The organism is Nocardioides sp. P4_G10 (assembly GCF_056401175.1).
Genome location: NZ_JBFUJV010000001.1, coordinates 344,481 through 365,079, shown reverse-complemented (window position 1 = coordinate 365,079; position 20,599 = coordinate 344,481). Strand labels below are relative to the sequence as shown.

Annotated in this window: 19 protein-coding genes; 16 read left to right on the top strand and 3 right to left on the bottom strand. The window is 72.2% G+C overall.

Annotation, left to right across the window (positions count from 1 at the left end):
- Positions 1 to 12: 12 nt before the first annotated feature.
- On the bottom strand, positions 13 to 783 hold the full coding sequence (locus tag AC1DP1_RS01760; protein WP_477505371.1) for a sulfite exporter TauE/SafE family protein: 771 nt from the start codon (positions 781 to 783) through the stop codon (positions 13 to 15).
- On the bottom strand, positions 780 to 1,487 hold the full coding sequence (locus AC1DP1_RS01755) for a FadR/GntR family transcriptional regulator (protein WP_477505370.1): 708 nt from the start codon (positions 1,485 to 1,487) through the stop codon (positions 780 to 782). The genes AC1DP1_RS01760 and AC1DP1_RS01755 overlap by 4 nt, the downstream gene beginning before the upstream one ends.
- Before the next feature lie 120 nt (positions 1,488 to 1,607).
- Here AC1DP1_RS01755 and AC1DP1_RS01750 point away from each other — a divergent pair, with 120 nt between their 5' ends.
- From AC1DP1_RS01750 to AC1DP1_RS01740, 3 genes are read left to right on the top strand one after another with little or no spacing between them, the layout of a single operon-like run.
- Complete coding sequence (locus tag AC1DP1_RS01750) at positions 1,608 to 2,927, top strand: SLC13 family permease (protein WP_477505369.1); 1,320 nt, start codon at positions 1,608 to 1,610, stop codon at positions 2,925 to 2,927.
- 8 nt (positions 2,928 to 2,935) lie between these two features.
- Entirely contained in the window at positions 2,936 to 4,135 is a 1,200-nt protein-coding gene (locus AC1DP1_RS01745) for a CaiB/BaiF CoA transferase family protein (protein WP_477505368.1), read from the top strand.
- Entirely contained in the window at positions 4,132 to 5,595 is a 1,464-nt protein-coding gene (locus tag AC1DP1_RS01740; protein WP_477505367.1) for a carboxyl transferase domain-containing protein, read from the top strand. The genes AC1DP1_RS01745 and AC1DP1_RS01740 overlap by 4 nt, the downstream gene beginning before the upstream one ends.
- Before the next feature lie 98 nt (positions 5,596 to 5,693).
- On the opposite strand, the gene ku is transcribed toward AC1DP1_RS01740, so the two are convergent.
- Entirely contained in the window at positions 5,694 to 6,653 is a 960-nt protein-coding gene (gene ku, locus AC1DP1_RS01735) for a non-homologous end joining protein Ku (RefSeq protein ID WP_477505366.1), read from the bottom strand.
- Between the two features lie 94 nt (positions 6,654 to 6,747).
- On the opposite strand from ku, the gene ligD (AC1DP1_RS01730) reads away from it, so the two are divergent.
- The 13 genes from ligD (AC1DP1_RS01730) to treY all read left to right on the top strand — a co-directional run bounded on the left by ligD (AC1DP1_RS01730) (position 6,748) and on the right by treY (position 20,595).
- Positions 6,748 to 7,662, top strand: a complete 915-nt coding sequence (gene ligD, locus AC1DP1_RS01730; RefSeq protein ID WP_477505683.1) for a non-homologous end-joining DNA ligase — start codon at positions 6,748 to 6,750, stop codon at positions 7,660 to 7,662.
- Between the two features lie 62 nt (positions 7,663 to 7,724).
- Positions 7,725 to 8,438, top strand: a complete 714-nt coding sequence (locus tag AC1DP1_RS01725; RefSeq protein ID WP_477505365.1) for a L,D-transpeptidase family protein — start codon at positions 7,725 to 7,727, stop codon at positions 8,436 to 8,438.
- Complete coding sequence (gene ligD / locus AC1DP1_RS01720) at positions 8,435 to 9,337, top strand: non-homologous end-joining DNA ligase (RefSeq protein WP_477505364.1); 903 nt, start codon at positions 8,435 to 8,437, stop codon at positions 9,335 to 9,337. The genes AC1DP1_RS01725 and ligD (AC1DP1_RS01720) overlap by 4 nt, the downstream gene beginning before the upstream one ends.
- 79 nt (positions 9,338 to 9,416) lie before the next feature.
- Positions 9,417 to 10,109 (top strand): response regulator transcription factor, encoded by a 693-nt coding sequence (locus tag AC1DP1_RS01715; protein WP_191196348.1) that lies wholly within the window; start codon positions 9,417 to 9,419, stop codon positions 10,107 to 10,109.
- Positions 10,110 to 10,132: 23 nt separating this feature from the next.
- Positions 10,133 to 11,323, top strand: coding sequence for an NAD(P)/FAD-dependent oxidoreductase (locus AC1DP1_RS01710; protein WP_477505363.1), 1,191 nt, complete (start codon positions 10,133 to 10,135; stop codon positions 11,321 to 11,323).
- Between the two features lie 93 nt (positions 11,324 to 11,416).
- A complete protein-coding gene (locus AC1DP1_RS01705; RefSeq protein WP_477505362.1) occupies positions 11,417 to 12,685 on the top strand; it encodes a CpaF family protein in 1,269 nt (422 codons plus the stop codon).
- Positions 12,685 to 13,539 (top strand): type II secretion system F family protein, encoded by an 855-nt coding sequence (locus AC1DP1_RS01700; protein WP_477505361.1) that lies wholly within the window; start codon positions 12,685 to 12,687, stop codon positions 13,537 to 13,539. Before AC1DP1_RS01705 ends, AC1DP1_RS01700 begins: the two co-directional genes overlap by 1 nt.
- Positions 13,536 to 14,477: a type II secretion system F family protein gene (locus AC1DP1_RS01695; RefSeq protein ID WP_477505360.1), complete on the top strand. Its 942-nt coding sequence runs from the start codon at positions 13,536 to 13,538 to the stop codon at positions 14,475 to 14,477. The genes AC1DP1_RS01700 and AC1DP1_RS01695 overlap by 4 nt, the downstream gene beginning before the upstream one ends.
- Before the next feature lie 225 nt (positions 14,478 to 14,702).
- Entirely contained in the window at positions 14,703 to 15,098 is a 396-nt protein-coding gene (locus AC1DP1_RS01690) for a TadE/TadG family type IV pilus assembly protein (RefSeq protein ID WP_300046324.1), read from the top strand.
- Positions 15,095 to 15,577, top strand: a complete 483-nt coding sequence (locus tag AC1DP1_RS01685) for a hypothetical protein (RefSeq protein ID WP_477505359.1) — start codon at positions 15,095 to 15,097, stop codon at positions 15,575 to 15,577. The genes AC1DP1_RS01690 and AC1DP1_RS01685 overlap by 4 nt, the downstream gene beginning before the upstream one ends.
- Positions 15,578 to 15,600: 23 nt before the next feature.
- Complete coding sequence (locus AC1DP1_RS01680) at positions 15,601 to 16,011, top strand: pilus assembly protein TadG-related protein (RefSeq protein ID WP_300046322.1); 411 nt, start codon at positions 15,601 to 15,603, stop codon at positions 16,009 to 16,011.
- Between the two features lie 88 nt (positions 16,012 to 16,099).
- Positions 16,100 to 18,280, top strand: a complete 2,181-nt coding sequence (gene glgX / locus AC1DP1_RS01675; protein ID WP_477505358.1) for a glycogen debranching protein GlgX — start codon at positions 16,100 to 16,102, stop codon at positions 18,278 to 18,280.
- Complete coding sequence (gene treY / locus AC1DP1_RS01670) at positions 18,277 to 20,595, top strand: malto-oligosyltrehalose synthase (protein ID WP_477505357.1); 2,319 nt, start codon at positions 18,277 to 18,279, stop codon at positions 20,593 to 20,595. Before glgX ends, treY begins: the two co-directional genes overlap by 4 nt.
- The last annotated feature ends 4 nt before the right edge of the window (positions 20,596 to 20,599 follow it).

Sequence of the window (20,599 nt, the reverse complement as noted above, 5' to 3'; positions counted from 1 at the left end):
GAGCCCGACCGGTCAGAAGAGCAGTAGCGCGGCGACGACACCCGCCGCCACGACCGCCCACCGGAAGACCGCGTCCGGGAGCTTGCGGCCGATGCGGGCGCCGACGTAGCCACCCACCAGCGAGCCGGCCGCGAGCAGCACCACGACGTCCCAGCGGGGGTCGGCCACCACGATGAAGATCAGGCCGGCGACGACGTTGCCGACCATCAGCGACAGGGTCTTCAGGCCGTTGACGATGCGCAGCTCGAGGTCGGTGCCGATGCCGAGGACGGCCACCATCATCACGCCCGCGCCCGCACCGAAGTAGCCGCCGTAGACGCCCGTGATCGTGGCGAACGCAGTGGTCGCGGGGGACATGTGCCGACGCTCGGCCAGCGCGACGCCGTGCCGCACCTCGTGGCGGGCCCGCAGCCACCTTGCGATGCGGGGCTGCACGCCGACGAGCAGGCAGGTGAAGAGGATGAGGTAGGGGACGATCGCCTCGAAGACGCCCGGCGGCAGCCCGAGCAGAAGGGCCGCGCCGACGACGGCCCCGAGGGCACAGACGAGGACGATCGTCCGGGCGATCGGGCCCGCCTCGCGGACCTCGGTGCGGTAGCCGAGGACGCCACTCAGGCCGCCCGGGATCAGGCCCAGGGTGTTGGACACGTTGGCCACGACGGGCGGGAGGCCGATGGCGACCAGCACGGGGAAGCTCAGCAGAGACGCCACCCCGACCGTGGACGAGAGCACGCCGGCGCCGAACCCGGTGGCGAGCACCAGGAGCGCCTCGAGTGAGGTCACTGCGCCTCGCGGATGATGGCGACGTCGCTGACCATCGCGACGTGGGCGTGCATCGCCTCCGCCGCCGCGGCCGGGTCGCCGGCGCGGATCGCCTCGGCGATCGCGCGGTGCCCGGCCAGGGAGTCCTGCGGTCGGCCGGGCTGGCCGAGCGACTCGAGCCGGGTCTCCTTGATCAGGTCGCCGATCTCGTCCATCAGCCGGGCGAGCAGGAGGGAGTGGGAGGCGGCGGTGACGGCGCCGTGGAAGCGCTCGTCGCCCTCCACGCCGCGGCCGCCGGCCTCGATGTCGGCGGCCATGAAGGCGAGGGCGTCGTCGATGCGGGCGAGGTCATCGTCGGTGCGTCGTACGGCGGCGAGCGAGGCGATCTTGGTCTCGAGCGCGTCGCGGGTCTCGATGACCTCGGGCAGCCGGTCGGCGTGGCTGCGGATCGCCTCGACGATGCGGCTCGACTTCTGGTGGCGCGCGGTCACGACGGTGCCGTCGCCGTGGCGTACCTCGACCACGCCGACCACCTCGAGCGCCACGAGCGCCTGGCTCAGGGTGGCGCGGCTGACGCCGAGGCGCTGCGCGAGCTCGCGCTCGGGCGGGAGCTTGTCGCCGGCCCGCAGCCCGTTGTCGTCGATCCACGACGAGATCTGCCCGGCCACCTGCTCGTAGAGACGCGTGCGGAGCAGGCGCGGCGGGAAGGACGACGACTCGGACATGGCACCAGCCTATTGACGATCGGCTCATTGTCCTATTGGCTAGGCCACTGAGCCAGCATTGTGACGAGGGCCACCCCCCGCGACCCCGCCGTGCCGGCCTTCACTCGGAAGGTGACCGTTATGGGTCCGGAATGGATTGCGATCATCGCGCTCGTCGCGCTGTTCGTGGTCGGCACCGTGCTGCCGATCAACATGGGAGCGCTGGCCTACGTGGCCGCGTGGTTCGTGGGCATGTACTCCCTCGACCTCGACGAGAAGGAGATCATCGCCGGAGTCAGCGGCGACCTGATCCTCACGCTGATCGGTGTCACCTACCTGTTCGCCATCGCGCGCAACAACGGCACGGTCGACCTCATCGTGCGCACGGCGGTCAGGGCCGTCGGCGGACGCGTGGCTCTGATCCCCTGGGTGATGTTCGCGGTGACCGCAGTGCTGACGGGCATCGGCGCGGTCAGCCCGGCCGCCTGCGCGATCATCGGTCCCATCGCCCTCGGCTTCGCCGGTCGCTACGGGATCAGCCCGCTGATGATGGGCATGTTCGTGGTGCACGGTGCCCAGGCCGGCGGCTTCTCGCCGATCAGCATCTACGGCGTCATCACCAACTCCGTCATGGAGGACGCCGGGCTGCCGTCGAGCGAGATCACCGTCTTCCTCGCCAGCCTGATCGTCAACACCATCATGGCGGCGATCCTCTTCGTCGTCCTCGGTGGCCGCAAGCTGATGGCGATGCGGATCGACCCCGACGACCCCGACACCCTCGACGAGGACCTGCACCGCGGCGGCGCCACTGTGCCGGCCCGCGGCACCGGAGCCACGACGACGACCGGCACCCGGGCCGTCGGCGTCCGTCACGACCAGATCCTGACCCTGGTCGCGTTCGTCGCCGTCGCGCTCGTGGCACTCATCTTCGACAAGAACATCGGTTTCGTCTCCATCACCGCCGCCGTCATCCTGGCGATGCTCGCGCCCAACGAGCACAAGGACGCGGTCAAGCAGATTGCCTGGCCCACCGTGCTGCTGGTCGCGGGTGTCAGCACCTACGCGACGATCCTGACGACCGCCGGGTCGCCGGAGTTCGTCGGCAACTGGGCCGCCGGCCTCGGAGTCGCCGCCATCGGCGCGCTGGTCCTCTGCTACGTCGGCGGTGTCGTCTCCGCGTTCGCCTCGTCGACCGCGCTGCTGCCGGTGATCATCCCGATCGCCGTCCCGCTCATCGCCGACGGCGGCATCAACGCGGCGATGTTCGTCGCAGCCCTCGCCGTCTCCTCGACCATCGTCGACGTCAGCCCCTTCTCCACCAACGGTGCGCTGATGCTCGCCAACAAGCCCGACACGATCGAGGAGCCGGTCTACTACAAGCAGATCCTGACCTACGCCGTGATCGTCACCCTGGCCGGGCCGCTGCTCGTCTGGGCCGCCCTCGTCCTCCCCGGATGGTGAACACCGACATGACCGAATTCACGACCGGATCCGCGACCGGACCCCTCGCCGACCTCCTCGTCGTCGACCTGACCCGCGCGCTCGCGGGGCCGCACGCCACCCAGATGCTGGGTGACCTCGGCGCCCGCGTGATCAAGGTGGAGGCGCCGGGCAGCGGCGACGACACCCGCGGCTGGGGCCCGCCGTTCGTCGGCGAGCCCGACGCCCGGCAGTCGACGTACTTCCTGTGCACCAACCGCAACAAGGAGTCGATCGCCCTCGACCTCAAGGACGAGTCCGACAAGGACGTGCTGGTCGGGCTGGTCGAGCGCGCCGACGTGCTCGTCGAGAACTTCCGCACCGGCGTCCTCGAGCGGCTCGGCCTCGGCATCGAGGAGCTGATGCGCCGCAACCCGCGCCTCGTCGTCCTCTCGATCACCGGGTTCGGCCACGACGGGCCCGAGGGCGGCCGCGCCGGCTACGACCAGATCGCGCAGGGCGAGGCCGGCCTGATGTCGCTGACGGGATCCGGACCCGACGACCCGCAGCGGGTCGGCGTACCCATCGCGGACCTGCTGTCCGGCATGTACGGCGCCTACGGCGTGCTTGCCGCGCTCCACGAGCGGGAGCGCACCGGCACGGGCACGGTCGTGCGTACGTCGCTGCTGGCGTCCGTCGTCGGCGTCCACGCCTTCCAGGGCACCCGCTGGACCGTGGCCGGCGAGGTCGGGCGCGCGCAGGGCAACCACCATCCGTCGATCGCGCCCTACGGGCTGTTCCACTGCCGCGACGGTGCCGTGCAGATCGCCCTCGGCAGCGAGGGCCTGTGGAAGAAGTTCTGCGCCGGCTTCGGGCTCGACCCGGACGCGGAGGGCATGGCCACCAACGGCGAGCGGGTCGGCCGCCGCGAGCAGGTCATCGAGGTCGTCGAGCAGGCGTTCGCCGACTGGGACGCCGAGCCGCTGCTGGCCCGGCTCGCCGAGGTGGGCGTGCCGGCGGGCAAGGTGCGCACCCTCGACGAGGTCTACGAGTGGGACCAGGTCGCCAGCCAGGGGCTGCTGGTCGACGTCGAGCACCCGACGCTCGGCGGCATCACGCTCCCCGGCCCGCCGCTGCGGTTCTTCGACGCCGAGGGCACCGAGGTCACCCGCCGCGACCACGTCGCGCCGCCGCTGCTCGACCAGCACGCCGACGCGATCCGCGCCTGGGTCGGAGGTGGCGGAGCGTGACCCAGCAGACGACGCCGAAGCGCTGGACCGCGCACGAGCTGCTCGACCTGGTGCTCGACGAGGGCACCTTCGCCTCGTGGGACGAGCCCATCGACCTGTCCTACGCCGACGCCGACTACCGCGCCGCCCTCGAGGCCGCAGCAGCAAAGGCCGGCACCGACGAGTCGGTGCTGACCGGGCGTGGCGAGGTCCGCGGTCGGCCGGTAGCGGTCGTCGTCAACGAGTTCCGCTTCCTCGCCGGCTCCATCGGACGCGCCGCCGCGGACCGCATCACCGCGGCCGTGCGCCGGGCGACCGCCGAGGGGCTGCCGCTGCTGGCCAGCACCGCGTCGGGCGGCACCCGCATGCAGGAGGGCACGCCCGCCTTCGTGCGGATGGTCGAGATCTCCCGCGCGCTGATGGACCACCGCGCCGCAGGCCTGCCCTACCTCGTCCACCTGCGCCACCCCACGACCGGCGGCGTGTACGCCTCGTGGGGCTCGCTCGGCCACGTGACCGTCGCGGAGCCCGGCGCGCTGGTGGGCTTCCTCGGCCCCAAGGTCTACGCCGGCCTCAACGGGCGGCCGTTCCGACCGGGCGTCCAGGTCGCGGAGAACCTCGCCGCCGCCGGTGTCATCGACGGGGTCGTGGCCGCCGAGGACCTGCCCGCCATGGTCGACAGCGCCCTCGCGGTGCTGGTCGACGGACCCGGCTCGGGCCGGTTGCCGCTGCGCGCCTCGCGCCCGGTCGGCGACCACACCGCCTGGGACAGCGTCGAGCGGACGCGTCGTACGGACCGGGTGGGCGTGCGCGACCTGCTCGCCCATGGCGCCACCGGCACGTTGCAGCTGCGCGGCACCGACGAGGGCGAGCGCGACTCGACCGTCCTCGTCGCGCTGACCCGGCTCGACGACCAGCCGTGCGTCGTCATCGGCCAGGACCGCTCCCGGCAGGTGCCCGGGCACGCCATGGGACCCGGCGCGCTGCGCGAGGCGCGACGGGGCATGCGGCTGGCCCAGGAGCTCGGGCTGCCGCTGGTCAGCGTCATCGACACCCCCGGTGCCGAGCTGTCGCCCGAGGCGGAGGAGCGCGCCATCGCCGGCGAGATCGCCCGCTGCATCGCGACCCTCACGACGATGACGGTGCCGACGGTCTCGGTGATCCTCGGGCAGGGCTGCGGGGGAGGGGCGCTGGCGTTCCTCCCAGCCCGGACGGTCATCGCGACCGAGCACGCCTGGCTCTCCCCGCTCCCGCCGGAGGGCGCGAGCCTGATCGTGCACGGCGACACCGCCCACGCGGCCGAGATGGCCGCGCGCCAGCGGGTGCGGGCCGCGGACCTCCTCGCCGACGGCGTGGTCCAGCACGTGGTGCCCGAGGTCGACGACGAGTCGCGGAGGGACCTCGCGGTCGCGGTCGCCGCCGAGGTCGGCGCCCGGCTGCGCGAGCTCACGGGTCGTACGCCGGTCGCTCACGCCTCCTGACGGGCGACCGGCTCAGGTCGCCGCTGGCGGTGAGTGACGCAGGTTCTGGGCGCCCGGAACGTGTCTCACTCACCGCTCGACCGAGCGGCGGACGAGGCTCAGCTGGCCTTCTTGGCCTGCTTCTTCGCAGCGGTCTTCTTGGTCGCGGTCCTCTTGGCCGTCGACTTCTTGGCAGCCGTCTTCTTCGCGGGAGCCTTCTTCGCCGCGGACTTCTTGGCGGTGGTCTTCTTCGCCGGCCTCTCGTCGTCGGAGTCGTCGTCCGCGTCGGCCTCGCCCCGCGCGGTCTTCGCGGCCGCCACCGACTTCTGGAGCGCGGCGAGCAGGTCGACGACCTCGCCGGAGGTCTTGGTGGAGGTCTCGGTGCGCTTGATCTCGCCGCCCTCGATCTTGGACTTCACGAGCTGGTCGACGGCGCCGGCGTAGTCGTCCTCGAACTCGCTCGCGTCGAAGTCGCCGGCCAGCGTCTCGACGAGCATGTGGGCCATCTTGACCTCTTGCGGCTTGGCGTCGTCGACCTCGACCTTGAAGTCGGGCACGCGCACCTCGTCGGGCCACATCATCGTCTGGAGCACGATGACCTCGCCGGCCTCGGTCTCGCGGACCCGCAGCACCGCGATCGTGGTGCGCTGGCGCAGCGCGACGGTGACCACCGCCATCCGGTCGGCGTCCTTCAGCGCCTGGCGCAGGAGTGCGTAGGGCTTGGCGCCGGCGCCCTCGGGCTCGAGGTAGTAGGACTTCTCGAAGAGCAGCGGGTCGATCTGCTCGCGGGGCACGAACTTCTCCACCGCGATCTCCCGCGACGACGTCGACGGCAGCTGCGACATGTCGTCGTCGGTGAGGATGACCATCTCGCCGTCCTCGGTCTCGTAGCCCTTCGCGATGTCGGCGTAGGCCACCTCCTCGCCGTCGAGCGAGCAGACGCGCTGGTACTTGATGCGGCCGCCGTCCTTGGCGTGCACCTGACGGAACGACACGTCGTGGCTCTCGGTTGCGGCATAGAGCTTGACCGGGACACTGACCAGGCCGAAGGAGACGGCACCCTTCCAGATCGCACGCATGAGCCGACGATAGCCGTCGCCGCCGACAGCCGTCTCCCCTCGGCGGGTGCCGCGGCTGCGGAGCGGCGGGTGCCAGACTGCTCGCGTGCGCCCGATGCTCGCCAGCAAGACCGACCGCGTCCCGACCGGCGCGCAGTGGCTGCACGAGGTCAAGTGGGACGGCGTGCGCGTGCTCGTCGACGCTCGCGACGGCGTCGTACGCATGTCCAGCCGCAACGACAACGACGTCACCCCCGCCTGGCCCGACCTCGCCGCGCCGCCGCTCGGCGACCGCGACCTGATGGTCGACGGCGAGGTGATCGCCCTCAACGAGCGCGGCGTCCCCGACTTCCGGGTGCTGCAGCACCGCATGCACGTCCGCAACGCCCGCGAGGTCGCGCGCCTGGTCACGTCCGTGCCCGCGACCCTCATGGTCTTCGACCTGCTCCGCCTCGACGGCGAGGACCTCACCGCCCGCCCGCTGGAGGAGCGGCGCGCGCTGCTCGAGCGGCTTCCTCTCGGCGACTCGAAGTGGCAGGTCCCGGCGGCGTACGACGACGGCGACATGCTGTTCGACGCCACCCTGCAGCAGGGGCTCGAGGGCGTGGTGAGCAAGCGTCGCGGCTCGCGCTACCGATTCGACGCCCGCAGCGAGGACTGGCGCAAGCTGGCCCACCGCCACCGCGGGTCGTTCGTCGTCGGCGGCTGGCGTCCGCAGACGGGTACGACGGACCGGCTGGCGTCGCTGCTCGTCGGCGAGCAGACCCCCGACGGCCTGCTCTATCGCGGCCGCGTGGGCAGCGGCATCGCCGGAGCGACCAGCACCCGGTTGGGCGCCCTGATGGCACCCCTGGCGGCCGGGGCGTCGCCGTTCGCCGACGAGGTGCCCCGCATCGACGCCGCCGGCACCTTCTGGGTCGAGCCGCGGGTCGTGGTCGACATCGACACCCACGGCCTGGGCTACGAGCGGTTGCGGCAGCCGTCGTTCCAGGGCGTCCGCGACGACCTCTCGCCCGAGGACCTCGCATGACCACCCCACGACGTTCTTCTCCTCCGCTCCGCTCCTCCGAACAACGCCGCGGGGACCCCGGGATGAGGAGACTGCTGCTGTCGACGGTGGTGGCGACGCTCGTGGCCACTGGCCTGCTCGCGCCGACCGGCGCAGGAGCCGAGGCCCGGCAGGCCGACGTCGTCCGCCTCGACGGCGTACGCGTCGAGCTCCGCACCGGCACCACGCAGGTCGTCACCGTCGACCACACCCGCGGCGTGCGCGCCCGGGTCTCGCTGTGGCGGCTGACCGCAGACGGGTGGGAGCGGCAGCTGACCACGTCCGACGGTCGCACCGGCTACGGCGGCCTCGTCGACGGCGACCGACGACGGCAGGGATCGGGGACGACGCCGCTGGGCACCTACGGACTGATCTCCACCTTCGGCACCCACGCCGCCGACCCGCGCGCGTCGCTGCCGCACCACCGGATCCGCAAGGGGGACCACTGGGTGCAGGACAACGCCTCCGACTTCTACAACCAGCTGCGCAACCAGCGCGACGGCGGCTTCCGCTGGTGGCTGCCGAAGTCCGACCCGAACTCCTCGGAGCGGCTGACCGACTACCCCCGGCAGTACGAGTGGTCGATCGTCACCGACTTCAACGTCGAGCAGGTGCGCCACCGCGGCTCGGGGATCTTCCTCCACGTCAACGGGCGCGGCGCGACCGGTGGCTGCGTGAGCGCCCCGCGACCCTTCATCCGCTCGCTGGTGCGGCTCCTCGACCCCGCCCGCGTGCCGGTGATCGGCATCGGTCGATGAGCGAGCTCCAGGTCGACGTCGACGGCCGCACCCTGACCATCAGCAACCTCGACAAGGTGCTCTACCCGCGCACCGGCACGACCAAGGGCGAGGTGCTCAACTACTACGCGCAGGTCTCGCCGGCGCTCCTTCCGCACCTGAAGGACCGCGCGGTCACCCGGATCCGCTGGCCGCACGGGGTGGAGAAGGGGAGCTTCTTCGAGAAGAACGCGCCGGGCGGTACGCCGTCGTGGGTGCGTACGCACGAGGTGTCGACCACGGGCTCGCGCTCCGGCAGGGGGGACGGCACGATCCGCTTCCCGATCTGCGACGACCTCGCCACCCTGACCTGGCTGGCCAACCTCGCCTCGCTCGAGCTGCACGTGCACCAGTGGACCGTCGACGCCAAGGGCCGGCCGCGCCACCCCAACCGCCTCGTCATCGACCTTGACCCCGGCGAGCCGGCCGGGCTCCACGAGTGTGCCCAGGTGGCGCTGATGGTGCGCGACGCGCTGGCCGAGCGCGACCTCACCTGCACCCCGGTGCTCAGTGGCAGCAAGGGCCTGCACCTGTACGCCCCGCTGCCGGACGGCCGCGGCAGCCTGGACAGCGACGGCACGACCGCGCTCGCGAAGGAGGTGGCCGAGGAGCTCATGAAGGAGCACCCCGACCTGGTGACGAGCGTGATGACGAAGGCCAAGCGGCCCGGCAAGGTGTTCCTCGACTGGTCGCAGAACTCCGGCTCCAAGACCACGATCTCGCCCTACTCCCTGCGCGGGCGCGAGCGTCCGACCGCCGCCGCGCCGCTGACGTGGGACGAGGTCGAGGAGGGCGCCGAGGACGACCTGGCGCTCGAGCAGCTCACCATGGACCAGGTGCTGGAGCGGGTGGCTCGGCTGGGTGACGTCTTCGAGGCCTGACCCCTCCGTGTGGGTGGCCAGCGCAGATGTCCGCTGCATTCGCCCCATGTGCGTCGGGACCTGCATCTATGCTCTCGCCATGGCTCACGACGTGCTGGTGGTTGAGGACGAGGAAGACATCGCCGTCCCCCTCATGCGCACCCTCGAGCGTGAGGGCTACGAGGTCAACCGCGTGTCCGTGGGCGCCGACGCCGTCGCCTTCGCCGTGGGAGAGGGTCCGGCGGTCGTGATCCTCGACCTCGGCCTGCCCGACATGGACGGCATCGACGTGTGCCGCCAGATGCGCTCGGGCGGCTACCTCGGCGGCATCATCATGGTGACCGCCCGCGCCGGCGAGCTCGACCGGGTCGTCGGCCTCGACGTCGGCGCCGACGACTACCTCGCCAAGCCGTTCGGCCTCGCCGAGCTCCTCGCCCGCGTCCGCGCCCTCCTGCGGCGCAGCGGCAGCACGCCGGCTCCGGACGACACCACGGTCACCACCTCCTCGGGCCTCAAGATCGACGCCGCCTCGCGCCGGGTGCACCTCGGCGACCGCGAGATCGCGCTGACCGCCAAGGAGTTCGACGTCCTGGCCGTCCTCGCCAACAGCCACGACAAGGTCGTGCCGCGCGAGACGCTGATGAACGAGGTCTGGGACCAGAACTGGTACGGCTCGACCAAGACCCTCGACGTCACCATCGGCCGCCTCCGCAGCAAGCTCGAGGCCGCCGCAGCCGGCGAGAAGGTCGTCGCGATCCGCGGCGTCGGCTTCCGGCTCGAGACCGGCACCTGAGGCCCGACGGCTAGTTTGGACGGGTGTCCGACACCCCGCAGCACCACGACGTCCTGATCGTCGGTGGCGGCAACGCCGGCACCTCCCTCGCCGCCCGGCTGCTGCGCGACGGCGCCCCCGACGTCGCCGTCATCGAGTCGCGACCGGTGCACCGCTACCGCCCGCTGCTGAGCTACGTCGGCGGCGGCGAGGCCACGATGTCGTCCCTCTCGCGCCCGGCCGATCGTGTGGTGCCGGAGGGCTGCACGACGCTGCGTGACGAGGTCGTCTCGGTCGACCCCTCCGCGATGTCCGTCGACACCCGGTCCGGGCGCCGCTTCACCTGCCGGACGTTGGTCGTGTGCCCTGGCCTCGACGAGGACTGGGACGCCACCCCCGGCCTTCGCGAGGCGTACGACGCCGGGTGGGCCGCGTCGACCTTCGACGACGACACCGCCGCGCGGGTGTGGCCAGCGCTGGGCGGGCTGCAGTCCGGGCGGGTGGTCTTCACCGTGCCCCCGGAGCCGGCGCCCTGCGGCGCGACCGCGCTCAAGCCGCTCTTCATGGCCTGCGACCACTGGCGCCGTGCCGGTGTGCTGGACGACATCGACGTGGACCTGGTGCTCCCCGGTGCCTCGCCGCTCGGCCTCGCGGGCCCGGACGGGCGGATCGAGGAGGCGCTGGCGTCGTACGACGTCCGCGTGCACCGCGAGTCGACCGTCTCCCGGCTCGACGGCCGCAGCGTCACGCTGGCCACGCCGGCGGGGGAGGAGGTGGTCGCCGACGTCGCTCTCGCGCACGTCGTGCCGCACTACCGCGCGCCCCGGTGGGTCGTCGACGCCGGGCTGGCGGGCGAGCACCCGGCCGGACTGGTCGACGTGGACCCGCTGACGATGCGCCACCGCCGCTTCCCCGACGTGTGGTCCCTCGGCGACGTTGCCGACCTGCGGACCCGGCCGTCCGGAGGAGCCCTGCGCAAGCAGGTCGCCGTCCTGGCGCCCAACCTCCTCGCCGCCCGCCTGGGCCGTCCGCTCGCGCACTACGACGGCTACACCGTCATGCCCATCACCACCGCCCGCCACCGCCTGATGCTCGTCGAGGTCGACCGCGACGGCCGGCCGCAGCCGACGGTGCCGTTCCCCGACCTCACGGAGCCGCGGGCGGTGACGTGGTGGGTGGACCGCTACGTGCTGCCGCAGGTCTACTGGCGACGGATCCTGCGCGGCCGGGTCTAGAAGTTCTCCACAACCTTTACCGGCCCTCTGTTTGGAGGCTGTATGCGTGGGTAGCGTCCCTCGTGCAGGTCTTCTCGGGGAAGCAGGCACGACATGGCCGTTGATCGCGTCACGCGACCGCACGCCGACGACCTCGTCGAGCGCCTCGACCTGCAGGTGCGTGAGCGCGTGCGACGCGAGGGCGTCGACCCGCAGCGCGAGGCCCTCGTCGTACGCCGCATCGCCGAGGACGTCGTCCGCGACCACGACGACCTCAGCCTCACCGGAGCGGTCGCACCCGTCGCCGACGACAGCGCGATGGTGGGTGAGCTCGTCGCCCGCGTGTCGGGCTTCGGCCCGCTGCAGCCCTTCCTCGACGACCCGGAGGTCGAGGAGGTCTGGATCAACGACCCCAGCCGGGTCTTCATCGCCCGCCGCGGGCGCCACGAGCTGACCAACCTCCGGCTCGACGCGGCGCAGGTCAACGAGCTCGTCGAGCGGATGCTGAAGTCGAGCGGACGCCGGATCGACATCTCGACCCCGTTCGTCGACGCGATGCTGCCCGAGGGGCACCGCCTCCACGTCGTGCTCGAAGGCATCACCCGCGGCTTCACCGCGGTCAACATCCGCAAGTTCCTGCTCCGCGCCCACCGGCTGTCCGACCTGGTGTCGCTGGGCAGCCTGACGCCCCAGGCGGCGCGCTTCCTCGAGGCGTCGGTGCGCGCCGGCCTCAACATCCTCGTCGCGGGCGGCACCCAGGCCGGAAAGACGACGATGCTCAACTGCCTCGCGGCCGCGGTGCCCGGTGGTGAGCGGGTGGTGAGCGCGGAGGAGGTCTTCGAGCTGCGCTTCTCCCACCCCGACTGGGTCGCGATGCAGACCCGGCAGGCCGGGCTCGAGCAGACCGGCGAGATCGTGCTGCGCGACCTCGTGAAGGAGGCGCTCCGGATGCGACCGAGCCGGATCCTGGTCGGCGAGGTCCGCGCGGCCGAGTGCCTCGACCTCCTGCTCGCCCTCAACTCCGGCCTGCCGGGCATGGCCACCCTCCACGCCAACAGCGCCCGCGAGGCGTTGGTCAAGATGTGCACCCTGCCGCTGCTGGCCGGTGACAACATCTCGGCGCGCTTCGTGGTGCCCACGGTCGCCACCAGCGTCGACCTCGTGGTGCACCTCGGCCTCGGCGCCGACGGCGTACGCCGCGTCAACGAGATCGTCTCCGTGCCGGGGCGGGTGGAGGCCGACGTCATCGAGGTGGAGCCGATCTTCGTCCGGCACGGTGCCGAGCTGCGGCGCACCGGGGGAGTGCCCGCGCGCGTCGAGCGCTACGAGCGGGTCGGCATCGACGTCCACCAGCTGCTCGCCTCCGAGGAGGTCGCTCGCTGATGGGCGCGCTCGTCGGGCTGGGGGTGGGCGTCGGCCTGCTGCTGATCTGGTCGGCCTTCATCCTGCCGCGCAAGCCGCGCTCCGCGACACCGACCTCGACGGCGCTGGGTCGCCTCCTCGGCCGCGCCGGCCTTGCGGACGTCACGCCGGCGAGCGTGCTGACGTTGTGCCTCGTCCTGTTCGCCGTGGCCTTTGCGCTCGTGCAGGCTGTGTCGAGGACCGTCCCGGTGGCGGTCGTGTTCGCCGCCATGGCCGCCTACCTCCCGATCGCCGTGCTGCGCCAGCGGGCGGCCCGCCGGCTGCGTGACTTCGCCGAGGTGTGGCCCGAGGCGGTCGACAACCTCGCGAGCGCCGTGCGTGCCGGGCTCTCCCTCCCCGACGCCGTCGCCGCGCTCGGCACCAACGGGCCCGAGGCGCTGCGCGCCGACTTCGCCCAGTTCGCCCTCGACTACCAGGTCACCGGCCGGTTCGGCGAGTGCCTCGACCGGCTCAAGGACCGGCTCGCCGACCCCGTCGGCGACCGCGTGATCGAGGGGTTGCGGCTGGCGCGCGAGGTCGGCGGCGGCGATCTCGGCCGCCTGCTGCGCAACCTCTCCGGTTTCCTCCGCGACGACGCGCGCACGCGGTCCGAGCTCGAGTCACGGCAGGCCTGGACCGTCAACGGCGCTCGGCTCGCCGTCGCCGCGCCGTGGATCGTCCTGCTGCTGATGTCGTTCCAGACCACGGCGATCCGGCAGTACGCCTCGCCGGGTGGCGTCCTCGTGCTGGGCATCGGGTTCGGTGTCTGCGTGCTCGCCTACTGGGCGATGATGCGCATCGGCCGGCTGCCGAGCGAGAAGCGGATCCTGTCGTGAGCACCACGGTATGGGGTGCGCTCCTCGGTGCCGTCGCCGGCGCGGGCCTGCTCCTCGTCGGCCTGCGGATCGCGGTGCTGCGCCGGCCGCAGCTGTCGGTCCGCGTGCTGCCCTACCTCCGCGACGTGCCCCGCCTCGACGAGGGCGGGCTGCTGCGACCACTGACGCCCGCGCCCACCTCGGCAGTCGCGGGGATCTTCGGCCCGCCGCTGCGCCGGGCCGCCGACCTGGTCGAGCGGGTGCTCGGCGGCACCGCGTCCGTACGCCGTCGGCTCCAGCGCGCCGGCCTCGACCGCACCGTCCAGGACTTCCGGATCGAGCAGGTCGTCTGGGGGCTGGTGGGCTTCGCGGCCGCGGCCGCCGTCGTCCTGCTGCGGGCGCTCGGTGGCGTCGGGAGCGTCGGCACCGGCGCGGTCTTCTGCGTGCTCGGCTTCGTGTGCGGCGTCTTCCTCCGCGACAACCGGCTCAGCACCCAGGTCAAGAACCGCGAGCGACAGGTCCTCGTGGAGTTCCCGACGGTCGCCGAGCTGCTGGCCCTGTCGGTCGCCGCCGGTGAGAGCCCGGTGTCGGCGCTCGACCGCGTCGTGCGCCGCAGCCACGGCGCGCTCTCCGACGACCTCGCGCAGGTGCTCGCCCGGATCCGCACGGGCGAGCCCGTCGGGGCCGCCTTCGAGTCGCTCGCCCGCTCCACCGGGCTGCCGATCGTGGCCCGGTTCGCCACCGGCATCACCGTGGCGATGGAGCGCGGCACCCCGCTGGCCGACGTCCTCCACGCCCAGGCCGCCGACGTACGAGAAGCAGGTCGGCGCCTGCTCATCGAGACCGCCGCCCGCAAGGAGATCGCGATGATGGCGCCCGTCGTGTTCTTCGTGCTGCCGGTGACGATCCTGTTCGCCTTCTACCCCGGGGTGCTGGGCCTGCGGCTCACCACGCCATGACGCCTTCCAACGAAAGGACACGCCATGCATCCGTCCGTCTCGGGACTTCTCGTCCACCTCACGACACGACCTCGTGACGCTCGTGACGACCGTGGCGATGTGCCCGGCTGGGTGATGGTCACGCTGATGACCGCCATCGTCGTCGCCGCGCTGACGCCGTTCGTCAGCGACGAGCTGCGTGCCCTGCTGGCACAGGCCTTCGCGATGGTCAGCGGCTAGGGCCCGGTGCCTCGCCGCGCCCGCACCAGCGAACGCGGGGCTGCGGTCGTCGACTTCGTCCTCGTCCTGCTCGTCCTCCTCCCGCTGGTCATCGGGATCCTGCAGCTCGCGCTGGTGCTCCACGTGCGCAACACCCTCGCCTCCGCCGCAGCGGAGGGCGCCCGCCACGCAGCGGTCGCCGGCTCGTCGGCCCCCGCCGGCCGGGCCAAGGTGCAGGAGCTGGTCAGCGGCGCCCTGTCCGCGGACTTCGTCCGCACGGTGACCGTCCGCCCGGCCCTCGTCGGGGGAGCCCCGGGCTACGAGGCCGTCGTGACCGCCGACGTGGGCCTGCTCGGCTTCGGAGGGGCAGGCGTGCCCGTCCGCGTCTCGGGCCACGCCATCGCCGAGGTGGCACCACCGTGACCCGGACGCGACTGAGCGCGCGGCGGGACGAGCAGGGCTCCGCCCTCGTCGAGCTCACCTGGCTCGCGATCATCCTGCTGGTCCCGCTCGTCTGGATCGTCATCTCGGTCTTCGAGGTGCAGCAGGGGGCGTTCGCCACCAGCGCCGCCGCCCGCGCTGCCGGGCGGGCCTACGCCCTGGCGCCGGACGACGCCACGGGGTCGGCCCGCGCCGACGCCGTCGTACGCCAGGTGCTGGCCGACCAGGGAACACCGGGCCAGCGCGCCCGGGTGACCGTCACGTGCGACGCCCCCGCGGGCAACTGCCACGTCGGCACCTCGGTCATCACCGTCCGCGTCGACTCCGGGGTGGAACTGCCGTTCTTCCCGGCGATCCTCGGCAAGGGCGCCGCGGTCTTCTCGCTCGACGCGACCCACACGGTCCCGATCGGGCAGTACGTCGAGAGCGGGTCCGACGACGGCCAGGACGGCGAGCGATGAGGTGCCGCGACGAGGAGGGACAGGTGACGCTGCTGATCATCGGGTTCGCGAGCATCCTGCTGATGGCCATCGTGGTCGTGATCGACGCGTCGGCCGCCTACCTCCAGCGGCAGGGCCTCGACAACCTCGCCGACGGTGCGGCGCTCTACGGCGCCGACCTCGGGTCCGCCGGCATCTACGAGCAGGGCCTCGACGGCGAGCGCCTCACCCAGCAGGAGGCCGCGGTCGAGGCCGCGGTGCGCGACTACCTCGCCCGCGCCGGCGCCGGCTCGACGTACCCCGGCATCGACGTCGGCGTACGGGTCGACCCGGTCGGCCGCTCCGTCACGGTCCGGCTGAGCGCGCCGCTCGACCTGCCGCTCACCATCCCCGGCTCACCGAGCAGCCCGACCGTCGGCGCGAGCAGCACTGCAGCGGTGACGGTGGTGCCGTGACCGAGGTCCGCGTAACGGCCGTCACGCTGCCCACCCCATCAGATGGTCCGTGGCGGGACTCGCGGCGAGTCGCCGGTAGTTTCAAGGCATGACCGAGAACTGGCCCGGCACTGCCTACCCCCTGGGTGCCACCTTCGACGGCACCGGCACGAACTTCGCCCTGTTCAGCGAGGTCGCCGAGCGCGTCGAGCTGTGCCTGTTCGACCCCGACCCCGACAACCTCGGCTCCTTCACCGAGACGCGGCTCGAGGTCACCGAGGTCGACGCCTACGTCTGGCACTGCTACATCCCGACCGTGCAGCCCGGTCAGCGCTACGGCTACCGCGTCCACGGCCCGTGGGACCCCACCCAGGGCCAGCGCTGCAACCCCAACAAGCTGCTCCTCGACCCCTACGCCAAGGCCACGGCCGGCGACATCGACTGGGACCAGTCGCTGTTCGCCTACAACTTCGGTGACGAGGACTCGCGCAACGACGACGACTCCGCGGCGCACATGACGCACGGCGTGGTCATCAACCCGTTCTTCGACTGGGAGGGTGACCGCCGCCTCTCCATCCCCTACAACGAGTCCTTCATCTACGAGGCGCACGTCAAGGGCCTCACCCAGCTGCACCCCGACGTGCCGGAGGAGCAGCGTGGGACGTACGCCGGGCTGGCGCACCCCTCGGTCACCGCCCACCTGAAGAAGCTCGGCGTCACGGCGATCGAGCTGATGCCGGTCCACCAGTTCGTGCAGGACTCGACCCTGCTCGACCAGGGCCTGCGCAACTACTGGGGCTACAACACCCTCGCCTTCCTCGCTCCGCACGCCGACTACGCCTCGAGCCAGCAGGGCCAGCAGGTCCAGGAGTTCAAGGCGATGGTCAAGGCGATGCACGCCGCGGGCATCGAGGTCATCCTCGACGTCGTCTACAACCACACCGCCGAGGGCAACCACCTCGGCCCGACGCTGAGCTTCAAGGGCATCGACAACGCGGCCTACTACCGCCTCGTCGAGGACGACCAGCGCTACTACATGGACTACACCGGCACCGGCAACACCCTCAACGTGCGCCACCCGCACTCCGTGCAGCTGATCATGGACTCGCTGCGCTACTGGGTCACCGAGATGCACGTCGACGGCTTCCGCTTCGACCTCGCCGCCACCCTGGCTCGCGAGTTCTACGACGTCGACAAGCTCTCCACCTTCTTCGAGATGGTGCAGCAGGACCCGGTCGTCAGCCAGGTCAAGCTGATCGCCGAGCCGTGGGACATCGGCCCCGGCGGCTACCAGGTCGGCGGCTTCCCGCCGCAGTGGACCGAGTGGAACGGCGCCTACCGCGACACCGTGCGCGACTTCTGGCGCGGCGAGCCGTCGCTGGGCGAGTTCGCCTCCCGGCTGTCCGGCTCCTCCGACCTCTACGAGCACTCCGGTCGCCGGCCCTTCGCCAGCATCAACTTCGTCACCGCCCACGACGGCTTCACGCTGCGCGACCTCGTCTCCTACAACGAGAAGCACAACGAGGCCAACGGCGAGGACAACAACGACGGCGAGAGCCACAACCGCTCGTGGAACCACGGCGTCGAGGGCCCGACCGACGACGCCGAGATCCTCGAGGCGCGGGCCCGCGAGCAGCGCAACTTCATCGCCACGCTGCTGCTCAGCCAGGGGGTGCCGATGCTCCTGCACGGCGACGAGCTGAGCCGCACCCAGGACGGCAACAACAACACGTACGCCCAGGACAGCGAGATCAGCTGGGTGCACTGGGACGACGCCGACAAGCCGCTCATCGAGTTCACCGCGGCGGTCGCCAAGCTGCGCGCCGACCACCCGACCTTCCACCGCAAGCGGTTCTTCACCGGCAGCACGGTGCGCACCGGCGACGGCGAGCGCCTCAACGACATCGTCTGGCTCGGCCTCGACGGGGAGCCGATGGAGGACGGCGACTGGGAGGGCAGCAAGGCGATCGGCATGTACCTCAACGGCAACGGCATCGCCGGCAAGGACGCCCGCGGAGCCACCATCACCGACGACCACTTCCTGCTCTACTTCAACGCCGACGGCCCGGCGACGGTGACCCTGCCGGCAGAGGAGTACGCCGCCGCGTGGGACGTGGTGATCGACACCGGCGGCAACGCCGACGCCGGCCCGACGCACGAGGCCGGTGGCACGTTCGACCTCAACACGCACAGCCTCGTCGTGCTCCGCGAGCACTCCGAGCCCGAGGCCAGCCCGGACCACTCGGTGGCGGCATCACTCGCGGCCCGCTCGGGCACGGACCTCACGTGAGCGACGCACACCCGCCTGCCCGGCCGGAGCGTCGTACGCCGCACAGCACCTATCGCCTGCAGGTCAGTCCCGACTTCACGTTGTACGACGCCGCGCAGGTGCTGCCCTACCTGCACGACCTCGGCGTGGACTGGGTCTACCTCTCGCCGCTGCTGGCCTCGGAGCCCGGCAGCACCCACGGCTACGACGTCGTCGCCTTCGACCACGTCGACCCCGAGCGGGGCGGCGAGGAGGGCCTGGCCGCGCTGTCGGCCGAGGCGAGGCGCCTCGGGATGGGCGTGCTGGTCGACATCGTGCCCAACCACGTCGGCGTCGCCACCCCCTCGGAGGACCCGTGGTGGTGGGACGTCCTCAAGCTGGGCCGCGAGTCCGAGCACGCGTCGGCCTTCGACGTCGACTGGGCGGCCGGCGACGGCCGCATCGTGATCCCGGTCATCGGCGACGACGACGAGGGCGCCATCGAGGTCGGGAAGGACGAGGTCCGCTACCACGACCAGCGCTTCCCGCTGGCTCCCGACACCTCGACGCTGGAGGAGCAGCACTACAGGCTGGTCAACTGGCGCGCGGCCGACGAGGACCTGAACTACCGCCGCTTCTTCGCCGTCAACACCCTCGCCGCCGTGCGCGTCGAGGACCCCGAGGTCTTCGCCGAGACCCACGTCGAGGTCAAGCGGTGGTTCGACGAGGGCCTCGTCGACGGGCTGCGGGTCGACCACCCCGACGGCCTGCGTGACCCCAAGCGCTACCTCGACGACCTCGCCGCCCTCACCGGCGGCGCCTACGTGCTCGTCGAGAAGATCCTCGAGCCCGGCGAGCACCTGCCCGGGGAGTGGGCGACCGACGGCACCACCGGCTACGACGCGCTCGCGCTCATCGACCGGCTGCTCACCGATCCGGCCGGGGAGGCCCCGCTCACTGCGCTGGAGGACCGGCTCCGCGGCGCGTCGGTCGACTGGGAGCAGATGGTCCACGACAACAAGCGCGCCGTCGCCGACGGCATCCTGCACTCCGAGGTACGGCGCATCACGCGCGAGGTCGAGCGCGCGCTGCACGCGAAGCAGGACGAGCCGGGGGAGGGCGCCGACGAGGACGCCGTCGCCGACGCCATCGGCGAGCTGCTGGCCTGCTTCCCGGTCTACCGCTCCTACCTCCCCGAGGGCCGCGACCACCTCGACCAGGCCTTCGCCCGAGCGCGGGAGCATCGCCCCGACCTCGCCGCGACGTACGACGTCCTCGAACCGCTGCTGCACGACGAGTGGAGCCAGCCGGCCCGGCGCCTCCAGCAGACCTCGGGCATGGTCATGGCCAAGGGCGTCGAGGACTGCTCGTTCTACCGCTGGTCGCGGCTGACGTCGCTCAACGAGGTCGGCGGCGACCCGTCGATCTTCGCGATCGACGTCGACGACTGGCACGAGGCGATGGCCGCGCGCCAGCGCGACTGGCCCGACGCGATGGTCACCCTCTCCACGCACGACACCAAGCGCGGCGAGGACGTCCGCGCCCGGATCACCGTGCTCGCCGAGGAGCCCGGCCGCTGGGAGCGGGCGCTCGACGAGCTGCTCCGCCTCGCACCCGTCCCCGACGAGGGCTTCGGCTCGCTGCTGTGGCAGGCCGTGCTCGGCGCCTGGACGCCCGACCACCTGCCCGACCTCCGGGACCGGCTGCACGGCTATGCCGAGAAGGCGATGCGGGAGGCCGGCGACCGGACGACGTGGACCGAGCCCGACGCGGCGTACGAGTCGCAGGTGCACGCCGCGGTCGACGCGGTCTTCGACGCAGGCGGCGTGCGCGCCGTGCTGGTCGACCTCGCCGCGCGCATCGACGAGCCCGCCCAGGCCAACTCGCTCGTGGCCAAGCTGCTCGCGATCACGATGCCGGGCGTGCCCGACGTCTACCAGGGCAGCGAGCTCTGGGAGACCTCGCTGGTCGACCCGGACAACCGCCGTCCCGTCGACTTCGACCACCGCGCCGCGGTGCTCGCCGGCACCGCCGAGGACGACGCGGCGACCAAGCTGCACGTCACCTGCACCGCCCTGACCCTCCGGCGCGAGCGGCCGGAGCTGTTCACCGGCTACACGCCGGTCACCGCCTCCGGGTCCGCCGCGGCGCACGCGGTCGCCTTCGACCGCGGTGGCGCGATCGCCGTCGCCACCCGCCTCCCCGTGGGGCTCGCCGCGGCCGGCGGCTGGAACGACACCGTCCTCGACCTGCCCGAGGGTCGGTGGCACGACTTGCTCACCGGCCTCGACACCGACGGCCGGCTCGCCACTCTGCTCGCCGTCCACCCCGTCGCCCTGCTGGTCAAGAAGGACTGAGGAA

What these genes read in the sequence shown, in the direction of transcription:
- AC1DP1_RS01755 (WP_477505370.1), bottom strand. Translation starts at nt 1,487, where the DNA reads ATGTCCGAGTCGTCGTCCTTCCCGCCGCGCCTGCTCCGCACGCGTCTC.
- AC1DP1_RS01750 (WP_477505369.1), top strand. Translation starts at nt 1,608, where the DNA reads ATGGGTCCGGAATGGATTGCGATCATCGCGCTCGTCGCGCTGTTCGTG.
- AC1DP1_RS01745 (WP_477505368.1), top strand. Translation starts at nt 2,936, where the DNA reads ATGACCGAATTCACGACCGGATCCGCGACCGGACCCCTCGCCGACCTC.
- ku (WP_477505366.1), bottom strand. Translation starts at nt 6,653, where the DNA reads ATGCGTGCGATCTGGAAGGGTGCCGTCTCCTTCGGCCTGGTCAGTGTC.
- ligD (WP_477505683.1), top strand. Translation starts at nt 6,748, where the DNA reads ATGCTCGCCAGCAAGACCGACCGCGTCCCGACCGGCGCGCAGTGGCTG.
- AC1DP1_RS01725 (WP_477505365.1), top strand. Translation starts at nt 7,725, where the DNA reads ATGAGGAGACTGCTGCTGTCGACGGTGGTGGCGACGCTCGTGGCCACT.
- ligD (WP_477505364.1), top strand. Translation starts at nt 8,435, where the DNA reads ATGAGCGAGCTCCAGGTCGACGTCGACGGCCGCACCCTGACCATCAGC.
- AC1DP1_RS01715 (WP_191196348.1), top strand. Translation starts at nt 9,417, where the DNA reads ATGGCTCACGACGTGCTGGTGGTTGAGGACGAGGAAGACATCGCCGTC.
- AC1DP1_RS01705 (WP_477505362.1), top strand. Translation starts at nt 11,417, where the DNA reads ATGGCCGTTGATCGCGTCACGCGACCGCACGCCGACGACCTCGTCGAG.
- AC1DP1_RS01700 (WP_477505361.1), top strand. Translation starts at nt 12,685, where the DNA reads ATGGGCGCGCTCGTCGGGCTGGGGGTGGGCGTCGGCCTGCTGCTGATC.
- glgX (WP_477505358.1), top strand. Translation starts at nt 16,100, where the DNA reads ATGACCGAGAACTGGCCCGGCACTGCCTACCCCCTGGGTGCCACCTTC.